The sequence below is a fragment of the Bifidobacterium sp. B4081 genome, assembly GCF_026537335.1.
Lineage (GTDB): Bacteria > Actinomycetota > Actinomycetes > Actinomycetales > Bifidobacteriaceae > Bombiscardovia.
Map to the genome: position 1 here is coordinate 95181 of NZ_JAFNMM010000003.1, position 13323 is coordinate 108503.

General features: G+C 57.3%; 10 protein-coding genes. 6 read left to right on the plus strand and 4 right to left on the minus strand.

The window, feature by feature from the left end; genetic code table 11:
- Window positions 1-37: 37 nt before the first annotated feature.
- Window positions 38-646 (plus strand): vitamin K epoxide reductase family protein, encoded by a 609-nt coding sequence (locus J3T92_RS07070; RefSeq protein ID WP_267400731.1) that lies wholly within the window; start codon window positions 38-40, stop codon window positions 644-646.
- On the opposite strand, the gene dapF is transcribed toward J3T92_RS07070, so the two are convergent.
- A complete protein-coding gene (gene dapF, locus J3T92_RS07075; protein ID WP_220237016.1) occupies window positions 647-1612 on the minus strand; it encodes a diaminopimelate epimerase in 966 nt (321 codons plus the stop codon). It abuts the gene before it with no gap.
- A gap of 67 nt (window positions 1613-1679) precedes the next feature.
- Here dapF and murI point away from each other — a divergent pair, with 67 nt between their 5' ends.
- Window positions 1680-2465, plus strand: coding sequence for a glutamate racemase (gene murI / locus J3T92_RS07080; protein ID WP_267400732.1), 786 nt, complete (start codon window positions 1680-1682; stop codon window positions 2463-2465).
- Window positions 2466-2533: 68 nt separating this feature from the next.
- On the plus strand, window positions 2534-3385 hold the full coding sequence (locus tag J3T92_RS07085) for a patatin-like phospholipase family protein (protein WP_267400733.1): 852 nt from the start codon (window positions 2534-2536) through the stop codon (window positions 3383-3385).
- A gap of 78 nt (window positions 3386-3463) precedes the next feature.
- On the opposite strand, the gene J3T92_RS07090 is transcribed toward J3T92_RS07085, so the two are convergent.
- Window positions 3464-4432 carry an SPFH domain-containing protein gene (locus J3T92_RS07090; RefSeq protein WP_267400734.1) on the minus strand — a complete coding sequence of 323 codons (969 nt, stop codon included), beginning with the start codon at window positions 4430-4432 and terminating at the stop codon, window positions 3464-3466.
- A gap of 167 nt (window positions 4433-4599) precedes the next feature.
- Here J3T92_RS07090 and J3T92_RS07095 point away from each other — a divergent pair, with 167 nt between their 5' ends.
- Window positions 4600-5547, plus strand: a complete 948-nt coding sequence (locus tag J3T92_RS07095) for an aldo/keto reductase (protein ID WP_267400735.1) — start codon at window positions 4600-4602, stop codon at window positions 5545-5547.
- An 85-nt stretch (window positions 5548-5632) separates the two neighbouring features.
- Here J3T92_RS07095 and ileS read toward each other — a convergent pair whose 3' ends face one another.
- On the minus strand, window positions 5633-8977 hold the full coding sequence (ileS, locus tag J3T92_RS07100; protein ID WP_267400736.1) for a mupirocin-resistant isoleucine--tRNA ligase: 3345 nt from the start codon (window positions 8975-8977) through the stop codon (window positions 5633-5635).
- Between the two features lie 471 nt (window positions 8978-9448).
- Here ileS and J3T92_RS07105 point away from each other — a divergent pair, with 471 nt between their 5' ends.
- Together J3T92_RS07105 and J3T92_RS07110 are read left to right on the plus strand one after the other, a co-directional pair.
- Window positions 9449-10405 carry a nucleoside hydrolase gene (locus J3T92_RS07105; RefSeq protein ID WP_267400737.1) on the plus strand — a complete coding sequence of 319 codons (957 nt, stop codon included), beginning with the start codon at window positions 9449-9451 and terminating at the stop codon, window positions 10403-10405.
- A 60-nt stretch (window positions 10406-10465) separates the two neighbouring features.
- Window positions 10466-11893: an MFS transporter gene (locus J3T92_RS07110; RefSeq protein ID WP_416378847.1), complete on the plus strand. Its 1428-nt coding sequence runs from the start codon at window positions 10466-10468 to the stop codon at window positions 11891-11893.
- 182 nt (window positions 11894-12075) lie between these two features.
- Here the strand turns inward: J3T92_RS07110 and J3T92_RS07115 are convergent, their stop codons facing one another.
- Complete coding sequence (locus J3T92_RS07115) at window positions 12076-13101, minus strand: LacI family DNA-binding transcriptional regulator (protein ID WP_267400738.1); 1026 nt, start codon at window positions 13099-13101, stop codon at window positions 12076-12078.
- Between the last annotated feature and the right edge of the window lie 222 nt (window positions 13102-13323).

Sequence of the window (13323 nt, forward strand, 5' to 3'; positions counted from 1 at the left end):
CCAGAGAACCTCCCCAGCCATTGAGGTGATGGACCCCATGAGTGAATCGACCTCTTCAGCCCCTTCCAGCTATCTGATTGCCGCCCTGGCCTCACTTGCAACCCTCTACGCCAGCCTGGTTCTGTCAGCGGAAACCCTACAGCTGGCACGTCACCCCCAGGGCCAGCTCAGCTGTGACATCAACTCAGCGGTCTCCTGCTCAGCCGTGGCCCACTCACCCCAGGCCGAGCTGTTTCGTCTGGGCACCCTGCCGGTTCCCAATGCCTTCCTTGGACTGATCGCTGAATCCGTCTTTCTGACGCTGGCCGTTGTGGGCCTTTGCCGGATCAAGATGCCCGCGCTGCTGGCAGCAGGGACCTGGCTGGCCTCGCTCGCCGCTCTGGCCTATGCGCTCTGGCTGTTCACCCAGTCGCTCTTCGTCATCCACGCCCTATGCCCTTGGTGCCTGGTCATGACCTTCGCCACCAGCCTGCAATTCATGGCTTTCAGCCACGCCACGGTGACCCAGCAGGGTCTTCCGCGCAAGAGGTCGGGATGGCTGCAGATCTACTACCAGCGGCACTTCGATCTGATGGTCGATCTGATCTGGCTGGTCGCCTTGGCAACCATCGTCTTGGCTGTGGAAGGCTCTGCCCTCTTCGGCTGATCAGCAACCTGGCACGTGCTCCAGGGTCAGACGGGCGACCATTCTGGCCGGTCCGGTCAGCCACACATCCTGCGGATCCACATCCACCTTCAGACAGCCCCCACCCACATGGATGGTCCAATGATCGACTCCAGTCAGGGCTCGCAGCAGCACGCCGCTGGCGCATAGGCCCGTCCCGCAGGACAGGGTCTCGCCCACGCCTCGCTCATAAACCCTCATGGTGGCCCGACCGCTGCCATTGTCGGCATCCAGGGCATCCAGACGCAGGAATTCCACATTCTGCCCCTCGGCAAGCCCCGGCCTGACTCGCGGCGGGGCCGACAGGTCCAGATCGCCCGGATCAGGCAGATCGGTCCTGGCCAGCAGGTCGGCCACGGTCCCCGGCAACCCGCTGGCCTCCAACTCGGCAGCGACTGCCGTCAGAACGACTGCGTGGGGATTGCCCATATCCACCATGGTGCCAGGAGCCGAGCCTCCTAGGGCGCCGCCGTCAATCAGCTGTTGCCCCACCGGCCCCATCCGCCAGGCCCCGACCTTGACCATGAACACATGCTCGCCATCGCACTTCATCGGACTGCACGAGACAATCCGCTTGACCCCGGCTCGGGTCCCCAGCAGGAAGGAGGACCCCTCCATAGTTGGCGTCAGCCCCTGCTTCTGAGCGAAGAGGGTGATAGCCCGCGTCCCGTTGCCGCACATCTGCGCCAGTGATCCGTCCGCGTTGCGGTAGTCCATGAACCACTGACAGCCGAAACGGTCACAAGCATCCACCTGCGCCTGGTCCAAGTCGCTGACATCGGCCGGGTGGGTCAGCCGAATCACCCCGTCGGCTCCGACCCCGAAATGCCGGTCACACAGCCATCGCACCTGGTCGGCCGTAGGTTCCAGATCCCCCCGGGGATCGGCGTAGACCACGAAATCGTTGCCGGTGGCTTGCATTTTGTAAACAGTCCGGGGAATACTCATGCTTGTAGGGTACGGCCCTTCGGCGACAGGCTAGGCTGGTTCTTCGGCTGCGAAAGGAGCAGATCACATGGCATCAGATGCACCGATCGGGATCTTCGACTCCGGGCTCGGCGGTCTGAGCGTCACCGCAGCCATTCAGAACCTTCTGCCCCAAGAAAGTCTGCTCTACTTCGGAGATTCCGCCTACGCCCCCTACGGCACCAAGGAGCCGGACCGGATTGCCAAGCGCTGCCAGGTCATCGGCGACCGGTTCATGGACCAGAGCGTCAAGGCCATGGTCATCGCCTGCAACACCGCCACCAGCGTCTGCGTTGATCAGATGCGCAAGCGCTATCCGGTCCCTGTCATCGGCATGGAGCCGGCCTTGAAACTGGCTTGTACGCGCAGCGGAGGCCGACCTCAGCGGGTTCTGGTCACTGCCACCCCGCTGACCTTGAAAGAGGCCAAGTTCTCGCGCCTGATGGCACGGTTCTCCGGCAGGCACACCATCCTTACCCAGCCCTGCCCAGACCTGGTGACCATTGTGGAGTCTGACAGGCTAAATGACCAGACCCTGGTCGACGCCACTCTGCACCGTTACTTGGACCCCTACGATCTGCAGAACCTGGATGCACTGGTCCTGGGCTGCACCCACTTCGTCTTCTTCCGCAAGTCCATCGCCCGCATCTGCCCGCCAGGCCTGGCACTGATTGACGGCAACCCGGGAACGGCCCGCCACCTCAAGGATCTGCTGGCCCAAGCCGATGCCCTCAACCCGGACCCCGGCCCCGGCAGAGTAGAGATCGCCAACTCTGATCCCTCGCCAGCCATGCTGGATCTGTCCAAGCGGCTACTGGCCTCATGCCGCCCCTGAACGGCTTGTCCAACGTTCACGCATAAGCTGTCATCAAGGGAGGATACCTGTCAGGAATCGAGGTGCCCATGGCACGCAAAAGAACAGCCGTCATTGACGTAGGCGGCGGTTACCGGTCCATCTTCGGCGCCGGCGTCTTCGACCGCTGCATGGAGCAGGGCATCGCCTTCGACCACTGCTATGGGATCTCGGCCGGCAGCGCCAATCTGGCCTCTTTCCTGTCGGGCCAGCTCAGACGCTGCTACCGCTTCTACACCGTCTACTCCTCGCGTAAGGAGTACGCAAGCGTGAGCAACTTCCTGACCAAGCACGCCTTTGTCGACTTGGACTACGTCTATGGCAAACTGTCGGCCCATGACGGAGAATACCCGCTGGATTATCAGGCTTTGAAGGCCAACCCGGCCCTGTTCACCGTAGTGGCCTGCAAGGCCACTGACGGATCCACCGCCTACTTTGACAAGTCCGACCTGGCCCAGGACAACTATGACATACTCAAGGCCTCATCCAGCGTGCCGGTGGCCAATAAGCCATACATGCTCGATGGCGTGCCCTATCTGGACGGCGGTATCGCTGACCCGGTCCCGATCCGCAAGGCCATGGACGAGGGCTATGAACGCATCGTCCTTGTCCTGACACGCCAGAGGGACATTCTGCGTGAGCAGAAGAAGGATGTCCTGCCGGCCCGAATCCTGTCGAGGACCTATCCGGCGGCCGGCGAGCGCCTAATGGAGCGCTACCGCACCTACAACGACGAGGTGGCTCTGGCCAAGCAAGCCGAAAAGGAGGGCCAGGCGCTCATCCTGGCCCCGGACAGCCTGTGTGGGCTGACCACGCTGAGCAAGTCGCTCAAGGGGCTCAACGCCATGTACGACAAGGGCTATCGAGCCGCCGAGGCCATAGCCGACTTCTTGAAAAGCTGACCCCCCCCCCACCCCCGCCGGACCTACCATACGGGGGGGGTTGTTGCTGTTGTTTTGTTCAAATCTTTTTAGAAGAACTTACAGAACTGGCGTTCCAGATCCGCTCTCTGCGTCCGCACTCTTGCGGTCGTGGCTGGGATCCGCACTTCCCTGACTGCTCTGGGCGGTCATCAGCGCTGCGGTCATCTGGTTAAAGAGCTCGTTATAGCCACCAGGGGTCGCCGCGGGCAGGACCAGGGTCTTGCCATTGTCAGACTCGGCCAGCGAGCGCATAACATCGAGATACTGGTTGAAGAGCACCACATTGTTGACGGCATCAATATCCATGCCCACGGCCCGCAGACTGTTGATCTGGTCCACAATGCCATTGGCGATCTCCCGCCGGTAGTTGGCTTGGCCCTCGCCCTGCATTCTGGTCTTCTCGGCATCCGCCCTGGCCTGCGTCTCGATCTCGATACGGTGGGCCTCGGCACGTTCACGGGTAGCCTCCTTTTCGCGCTGGGCCGCATTGATGGAGTCCATGGCCTGTTTGACCTGGGCGGAGGGGTCGATGGCGGTGACCAGGGTCTTGATAACCGAAAATCCGAAGCGCTGCATCTCCTGGCCAACAGTCTGCTGCACATCGGAGGCGATGTCATCCTTGCGGGCGAAGGCGTCATCCAGGCTCAGGGCGGGAATGGCCGATCTGAGGGCATCCTCCATGTAGGAGCGCAGCTGGCCTGCCGGGTCGACCAGCTCATAGTAGGCCGTAACCACGTTGGCCGCCTCTACCCGGAACTGTGCGGAGACCTCCACGGTGACGAAGACATTATCCTTGGTCTTAGTCTCCAGCTTGACGTTCAGCTGGTTGACGCGCAGGTTGGTCTTGGTGGCTATCCGGTCCACCAGGGGAATTTTGGCGTGGATGCCCGCCTGCGCCACCCGGTGGTACTTGCCAAAGCGCTCAATGATGTCCGCCTGCTGCTGGGGCACCACGAAGATTCCCGAGAGGAAGATGATCAGCGCCAGGACCAACACGGCGACCGCAATGGCAATGTCTAAATGCATGAGTGTTCTCCTTCGAGCTTAAAACCCTTGGATGTCGGACCTGAAAACCGCACCATTCCGGCCTCCCCTCCATCACTATACATGAGGCACACATCTAAATAATCCGTTCTGGCGCCTGGAACGGTAATAGACTCGGCCTGACAAGGCTTCAACCCGAAAGGATGAATATGGCAAAACTACGCGGCATCGACACCGAAATCTTCCCCCTGGTTCTGGGCGGCAACACCTTCGGATGGACCAGTGACGAATCAGAGTCTGATCAGGTCCTGGACGCCTACACAGAAGCCGGAGGCAACCTGATCGACACAGCTGACGTCTACTCGGCCTGGGCCCCCGGCCACTCCGGCGGCGAATCCGAGATCGTCCTGGGCCGCTGGCTGGCCAAGAACGGCAACCGCAACAAGGTCCTGGTGGCCACCAAGGTCAGCCAACACCCCCAGTACTCTGGTCTTTCAGCCAAGAACATCGAGGCCGCTGCCGATGCCTCCCTGCTCAGGCTGGGCCTGGATGTGATCGACCTCTACTACGCCCACTTCGACGACAGCTCCACCCCCTTGGAGGAGACCGCGGCAGCCTTCGACAAGCTGGTCAAGGAGGGCAAGGTCCGGACCATCGGCCTGTCCAACTACACACCTGACCGGATCCGCGAATGGTTCAGGATAGCGCGCCAGGAGGGCCTGACCCTGCCGGTGGCCTTGGAGCCCCAGTACAATCTGGTCTACCGCAGGACCTATGAGGATGGCCTCATGCAGGTCGCCAGGGACGAGAATCTGGCGGTCTTCCCCTACTTCTCGCTGGCTTCGGGCTTCTTGACGGGCAAGTACCGTACCATGGACGACCTCAAGGGCAAGCAGCGCGAGGGCATGGTCAAGGACTTCTTCACCCAGGAGGGGCTGAATGTGGTCGCCGCCATGGACGGCATCGCCAAGGCCCACGATGTTGAACTGGCCACCGTAGCCCTGGCCTGGCTCAACCACAGGCCTGGAATCGCAGCCCCCATCGCTTCTGCACGCACTCCGGAACAGTTGCCGGCCCTTCTGGCCGCCGCCCATCTGGAACTGAGCGACCAGGATATGCAGACCCTGGACCAGGTCAGCGACAAGGTCAAGGGCTGATCGGCAGCCGGGTATCACGCCCGGCAGGACGCATCACAAAGGGTTTCCATCTGATGCAGGATGGAACCCCTTTGTGCAACTAGGATCAGGCCTTGACCAGGTCGACCTGCGGCTGGTCCAGATCGCCAACATTGACGGTCAGATTGGTGGCCAGGGTCTCGCGAGCGATCAGGTCGCTGAACTGCTGGGCCTTGGGGGCATCCTCCCCGGGCAAGGTCAGGGTCAGCCGGATTCGATCAGCAATGTCCAAACCGGCAGTCTTCCGGGCATCCTGAACCTGGCGGATCAGATCTCGGGCATAGCCCTCGGCCAGGAGGTCGTCGTCCAGCTGTGTGTCGAGAATGACGAAGCCACCGGTGGGCAGGGCTGCAGAGGCCGATCTGTCGGCCTGGGAGCCATCCTCCTGCTCGATCCGGTTGTCCAGCTCGTATTCGCCTGGCTTCAGGGCCACCGATCCGTCGGGGGTAGCGACGACCACGTGCCCGTCCTGCTCGGACCAGTCGCCCTGCTTGGAAGCCTTGATGACGAACTGAACCTGCTTGCCCAGCCGAGGCCCAGCCGCACGGGCGTTGACCTTGAGATCGTGGATGATTCGCAGGCCATGCTGGCCGGCCTGGTCCAGGGTGCAGAATTCCACATTCTTGATGTTCAGCTCCGACTTGAGCACGTCCACGTAAGAACGGGCCGCATCGGGGTCGCGAACCACCACGGTCAACCGGGACAACGGCTGGCGGACGCGGATCTGCTCGGCCTTGCGCAGGGCCAGGGTGGCCGAAACCACCTCGCGAACCTTCTCCATGGCAGCTACCAGGGCAGGATCATCACGCAGGACCTGCCCCAGTTCGGTCTCTTGTCCGGTGGACTCATCGGCCAGGAAGGGCCAGTCGGCCAGATGGACCGACTCCCCACCGGTCAGACCACGCCAGATCTGCTCGGCTTCCATGGGCGCCAGAGGGGCCAGAACGCGGGCGAAGGCCTCCAGGACCGTATAAAGGGTGTCGAAAGCCTGGTGGTCCTCACTCCAGAAACGGTCGCGATTGTTGCGAATGTACCAGTTGGTCAGTACATCGATGAAGTCGGTCACCGCATCGCAGGCATCCGAGACGGCGAAGTCGTCCAGGGCCTTCTGCACCGACCGGATCAGCCGGCGGGTCCGCGCCAGCAGGAAGCGGTCCATCTCCGGCAGACTCGCCACCCAGTCCGGTGTCAGCGCCTGGGCCTGGTAGCCGGCTCCCATATTGACCGCGTTGGCGTAGAGCGTGTAGAAGTAGTAGGAGCTCCAGACCGGCAGCATAACCTGACGGACCGTGTCACGGATGCCCTCGGCGGTGACGACCAGGTTGCCGCCGCGCAGGATGGACGAGCTCATCAGGAACCAGCGCATGGCATCGGATCCGTACTCGTCGAAAACCTCATTCACATCCGGATAGTTGCGTAGGTGCTTGCTCATCTTCTGGCCGTCGGAGCCCAGGACGATGCCATGGCAGATCACGTTCTTGAAGGCCGGCTTATCGAAGAGGGCCGTGGACATGATGTGCATGGTGTAGAACCAGCCGCGGGTCTGACCGATGTACTCGACCACAAAATCACAGGGATCCCGGTCCTCGAAATACTGCTTGTTCTCGAAGGGGTAGTGGAATTGGGCGAAGGGCATGGAGCCTGACTCGAACCAGCAGTCCAGCACATCAGTGATCCTGTGCATGGTGGACTTGCCGGTCGGATCGTCAGGGTTGGGCCTGGTCAGCTGATCGATCCAGGGCCGGTGCATGTTGATCTGCCCCTTTTCGTCGGTCGGGTAGCGGCCGAAGTCCTGCTTGAGCTCCTCCAGTGACCCGTAAACATCCACCCGAGGATACTTGGGATCGTCAGAAACCCAGACCGGGATGGGCGAGCCCCAGAACCTATTGCGGGAGATGGACCAGTCACGGGCATTGGCCAGCCACTTGCCGAACTGGCCGTCCTTGACATTCTCGGGGATCCAGTTGATCTGCTGGTTGAGTTCCAGAAGGCGGTCCTTGATCTTGGTTACGGAGACGAACCAGCTGGAGACCGGCTTGTAGATCAGCGGAGTGCCACAACGCCAGCAGTGGGGGTAGGAGTGGACGTAGCTCTTCTCCTGGAAGAGGATGGCCCGGTGCTCGGCGGGGATCCGGGCCAGGGGGCCGTCCCCTGCGCGCAGGTTGCGAATAATGGGCATGTTGGCATCGAAGGCCTGCATGCCTTGGTAGTCGGGGCACTGCTCGATGAAAACGGCCCCGGCATCGAGGACGTCCACGCTGCGGATGCCCTTGGCGTTCAGGGTGTTCATATCATCCTCGCCATAGGGAGCCTGGTGGACCAGGCCGGTGCCCTCCACAGTGTCGACGTAGTCAGCCATGTAGATGGTATAGGCATTGGGGCCGGGGGTGCCACCCTCTGATTCGGCCTGCTCTCCGGCAAAGTAGGGAAAGACCGGCCAGTACCGCCAGCCCTCCATCTGGGACCCCTTGAGGGTGCGGACCACCTGGTAGTCCTCCCCCAGCTGCTTGGCGTAATCGCCCAAGCGGGCCGTGGCGATGTAGAAGCGCTTGCCGGCGAATGGCCCAGACACCGGGCTGACTTCCGAGTACTCGATGCCTGCGCCGACCACGATGGCCAGGTTGGTAGGGACGGTCCAGGGAGTAGTAGTCCAGAAGACCGCATAGGCGTCCTCGTCCCTAAGCTTGACGGCCACGGAGACGGTGGTGTCCTGCCGGTCCTGGTAGACATCGGCATCCATGCGCAGCTCGTGGTTGGACAGCGGTGTTCGATCCTTCCAGCAGTAGGGCAGCACCCGGTGCCCCTTATAAGCCAGGCCCTTCTCGTAGAGGGTCTTGAAAGCCCACATGACCGACTCCATGTAGGAAACATCCAGGGTCTTGTATCCGTGATCGAAGTCCACCCAGCGGGCCTGACGATGGACGTAATCCTTCCACTCGCTGGTGTACTTGAGCACCGATGCGCGGCAGGCGTCATTGAACTTCTCGATGCCCATCTGCTCAATCTGATCCACGCTGTCGATGCCGAGCTCGCGCTGGGCCTCCAACTCGGCGGGCAGACCGTGGGTGTCCCAGCCGAAGACCCGATTGACCTTGTGACCCTTCATGGTCTGATAGCGTGGAACGACATCCTTGACGTAGCCTGTCAGCAGGTGCCCATAGTGGGGCAGGCCGTTGGCGAAGGGCGGACCATCGAAGAAGACGAACTCGTTGTCGGCATGATCGCCAGATGGACGGCGATCCACCGATTTGTTGAAGGTGTCGTCCTGATCCCAGTAGTCCAGAACGGACTCCTCCATATCAGGGAAGGAAGGATTGGGCTTCACCTTAGCCAGAGCCGGGTCCACCACCGCCTTGGGATAGACTTCGCCATCCCGATTTGTCGCATCTGAGGTATCAGTGGTCTGATTCACCGTTCACGCTCCTCGCTGGTCGTTCATGTCGCCATACCGAGGACGAGGGACCCAGGGGGCCCACCGCGGTACCACCTCGCTTGCCCGGCCAATGACCCGCACCGGACCGCTTGATCTGGGCTATGCGGGCCCACCCGTCGGTTCTACTGAGGATCGCCGCAAGCAGTCCCGTTCTTCCGAAGGCTCCCCGCTGATGACGGATCAAGGCCTATTGATAGTTAAGAATACACCACCCATCTACTATTTCTTTCCGCTCATTCACCTCGCGGAAACAACTATGGAGATCTATTGCTCATCACCTTTTTCACCCAAAGATTTGACAAGTTAAATCCTATTTGATAATTTATTCACCACAGAGACGATAAAAGGTTTTATCTTCTTTGTTTTAAAGAATGCAAGTGAGGCAAAGATGCTTAGAGGGAGCGCAGATGCTTTGTATTCACTCATTGCTGCTATTGGAAAGGCGAACAATTGAGGAAGTTCATACTCGACCTTGATACCGGAATTGATGACACCCTTGCCATCGCCTACGCTCTTGGAAGCCCAGAGGTAGAGCTGATCGGTATCACCGCAACCTACGGCAACGTAACCATGAGGCAAGGAATCCGCAATGACCTGGCTATCACCGATTTATTTGGTCATGCAGAAGTCCCTGTTTACCCTGGTCTACCCCATGCAACCAACAAGGACTTCTTCGAGGTCTTGGAGGGATCACGGCTGATCCATGGTAAAAATGGAATCGGCGATGTGACAATACCCGATTCGCCTCGCTGCCAGGAAGTATCATCAGCGGTCGATTTTATTATCAATTCAGCTCATAAATACGGCAAGGATCTGACTTATGTGGCCACGGGGCCACTGACCAATATCGCCGCAGCCGTGAAACAAGACCCTTCCATTAAGGAAATCATGGGGGGAATCGTGGTCATGGGAGGCGCACTGACTGTTACAGGCAATGTGGCGCCATGGCGGGAAGCCAACATATCGCAAGACCCCGAAGCTGCTAATGCACTGTTCACATCCGGAGCCCAATGCACCATGGTTGGTCTTGACGTTACTTTGCAGACTTTGCTGACGAAAAACGAAACCAAACAATGGCGAGCGCTGGGAACCCCCGCTGCCGCTTTTCTCAGCGACATGACAGATTACTACATCCACGCATATGAGCTTACGTCCCCAGGCTTGGGCGGTTGCGGTTTGCATGATCCCCTGGCCGTAGCAGTAGCCGTTGACCCCACATTGGTCAAGACCCTGGGTGTCAACTTGAAAGTTGAGACTGACGGAGCCACTAGAGGAAGAACTATTGGAGACAAGAACAGGCTCAACGATGCCACCAAGACCACTCAAGTGGCCATCAAAGTAGATGTAGAGCGTTTCCTGCACGAATTCATGACCAGAACCTCCCTAGTTGTCTCTGACCAGCAATGAAGCCAAACACCGGTAAACCCGTTAATTGATATAGATAATAAAGAGAGAATAAGAGCAATCATGTCAGACAGCACGACTGCAGCCAAAAATGGCTCGCAATCACAGAGTTCCTCTCAACAAGCGGAAATAACAAGCGACATGGCTGTCAAAGCCTTAATTCCGCTACTCATCACTTTCGTCCTGGGTACTTTATGCCTACAAGGATTCAATCTGGTCTTCCAGGAAATCGGAGAAAGCGTTGGAGCACCAGGGCAAGCCTCCTTGATAACAGCGATTCCCAGTATTGTTCTCGGTATCGTATGCTTCATCTACGGCTCTCTGGGAGATTTCGTCTCACTCAAAAAATTGGTAGTTGTAGGCATTACCTTGCTGGTATTCGGTTCAGTTCTTGGATTTGTAGCCAACTACTATTTCACTGCTAATATATGGACGGTCATTGTAGCTCGAGCTATCCAGACGGCTGGCGAGCAGGTGGCCGGCTCCGTTTATTTGGTTGTGGCAACAAAATATCTTAAGGATTCACTTAAGGTCATATTTTTCGGGATCTTTACCGCTGGATATCAGATCTCAGCTGCCATCGGCGTCTTCGCTGCAGGCTTCTTAACTTCGATTCATTGGCAGTATCTATTCCTGATCCCCGCCGTGACTGTACTCTTCCTACCCCTTCTTCTTAAGAATCTTCCTGATAAAACAGGAAACGGTGAAAAAGTTGATGCGATCGGCTTCACGATCTTCGGCCTGGCCACAGCTTTCATTACCCTCTTCTTCTCCTACAAGAGCTGGTGGATGCTTGCTGCCTCTGCCGCTCTTTTCATTGTCTTCGCAATATACATCCACAAGGCAAGAAATCCCTTCGTCACTCCGGCTTTCTTCCGCAACAAGCGCTGGCTGATGGCAATATCTCTGCTCCTCCTCTTCTATCTGCCCAACTATTCCTTCTCCCCGCTCTTTAACGGAATCAGCACCAAGGTATTCCACCTGACCACTTCACAGGTATCGCTGCATATCGTCTGGGCTTTCGTTGTAGGGGCCACTGTAGGAATCTGCTCAGGGTGGATCGTTGGCAAGATCGGTCGTCGTGCCGCAATTATCACCGCGGGCTGCATGAAAATACTCGGCTTTGTTCTTGCCGTCTTCTGCGTCAATCTAGGACCGATTGCTCTGACCATTGCAGGCTGCATTTATTATGGTGGAGGCGGTTTCCTCTACTCGCCGCTGGTCTCAACGGTTCTTGGCACCCTGTCTAAGGATGAGTCTGGACGCGGCGTAGGCATGAATGACCTGGCTATGAACGTTTCCAGTTCCATTGGTATCGCCATCATAGGCGGTCTGATGAGTTCCCCAACACTCTCCATAGGCAGCATCAATGGCACTACTGGATTCGCCGCCAATTATTCCAACCTCTTCCTAATTGATGCAGGTATGATTGTTGTTGGCCTTCTTATCTACTTCGCTTTCAATAAGAAGATTTATGGCGAGAGCAAGTAATAAACAATACGTTCGTGACCACGATCTGTTCGATTTGTGAGTCTAATGAACTACCAACCGGTGTCGATAAGCATATTGGCACCGGTTTCATTTAATACCGTGCATCATTTGAATAATATTCAAGGATATTGTGCAGTTAACGATTCGGTCTAAGCAAGGTGGAATCGCTTTGCAAATTTCACTCAGTGGTATGAGCCCAAAGCTGGAGCCGGCCCCACCGATTCACGTTGAATGAAAATGGTGGGAATACTCACCATAGCCCCCAGGCCACTTACTCCATTTCTTATCAGTTCAAGTAGCATCTCCACGCCTCTGCGCCCCATTTTCTCGGCCTGCTGGGAGATAATCGAAATTCTTGGCGTCATAAGATTGAAGACATCAATATCATCAAAAGAAATAAGCGACATGCAGGAACCTATTTTGATTCCGCGATCATGGAAAATGCCCAAACAACTGATAGCATCTGGCGAATACCCGAAAATGAGTGCAGTAGCTCCAAATTCATCGATACGGTTCAGCGCCAGTTCGAGCGATCCGCTCTTGCTGTCACTAGACAGAATCAGAGAACCCGACTTTCCGAAGAACTGAGGACTCAACTTTTTAAATGCTTCTGCGCGTTCATTCAAGCTAAAAGACTTCAAGGAAGGATGAGCGAGATAAGCGATTTTCCTATGTCCGTCGGCATATAAGGCACGCATCGCCTCCACCAGACCTGGCCTGGGATCTGAAACAACATAAGGAATTGTTTCCATACCGGGTACACGGCGGTCTACAAAGACCGTGGGGATATTTCGTTTTACTAAAGCCTTCAAACCTGCAGATTCCACTCCTTGTGGGATAATAATTAACCCATCAAATCTCTGCCCTAGAATATTGGTAATAAATGAGTCCTGACGTTCCACATTTTCGGCAGAAGTACCGATAAGTGTGTTGAAGCCTTCTTCATAGAGTATATTTTCCATAGAACTGACCAGATCCGCGAAATATCTGTTTCGTAAATCAGGTACCAATAAACCGACCATCTTAGAATCGGACATACGGATAGCCTGGGCCCTTGAATCAGGAATATACCCTAAAGCGTCAACCGTGTTCATGACCAGTTTTTTGGTTTTCTTGGAGAAACGGCCCTTCCCATGCAAGATCTGCGAGACGGTCGCGATGGATACGCCTGCTTTTTGTGCCACATCGCGAATAGTCACGAATCCCATAAAATATCTTTCCGAATTGGCCGATTGTGTAACAGTCCAAGCATAACCCGAAGTCCGTGTTGAATGTCGTACGAGTGCGGCAGCAACTGAAAGTTCATTCATCGCTCCAGACGAATACACTGAGCCAGCGCATTTCTGTATCAGCGCAAACGACTGGGTGCTCCTCACTCGTTCAGATAGGCATAAATCCAGGTACACCGACCATTATTTCCATGTATCAAA

What these genes read in the sequence shown, in the direction of transcription:
- J3T92_RS07070 (WP_267400731.1), top strand. Translation starts at nt 38, where the DNA reads ATGAGTGAATCGACCTCTTCAGCCCCTTCCAGCTATCTGATTGCCGCC.
- dapF (WP_220237016.1), bottom strand. Translation starts at nt 1,612, where the DNA reads ATGAGTATTCCCCGGACTGTTTACAAAATGCAAGCCACCGGCAACGAT.
- murI (WP_267400732.1), top strand. Translation starts at nt 1,680, where the DNA reads ATGGCATCAGATGCACCGATCGGGATCTTCGACTCCGGGCTCGGCGGT.
- J3T92_RS07085 (WP_267400733.1), top strand. Translation starts at nt 2,534, where the DNA reads ATGGCACGCAAAAGAACAGCCGTCATTGACGTAGGCGGCGGTTACCGG.
- J3T92_RS07090 (WP_267400734.1), bottom strand. Translation starts at nt 4,432, where the DNA reads ATGCATTTAGACATTGCCATTGCGGTCGCCGTGTTGGTCCTGGCGCTG.
- J3T92_RS07095 (WP_267400735.1), top strand. Translation starts at nt 4,600, where the DNA reads ATGGCAAAACTACGCGGCATCGACACCGAAATCTTCCCCCTGGTTCTG.
- J3T92_RS07110 (WP_416378847.1), top strand. Translation starts at nt 10,466, where the DNA reads ATGTCAGACAGCACGACTGCAGCCAAAAATGGCTCGCAATCACAGAGT.
- J3T92_RS07115 (WP_267400738.1), bottom strand. Translation starts at nt 13,101, where the DNA reads ATGGGATTCGTGACTATTCGCGATGTGGCACAAAAAGCAGGCGTATCC.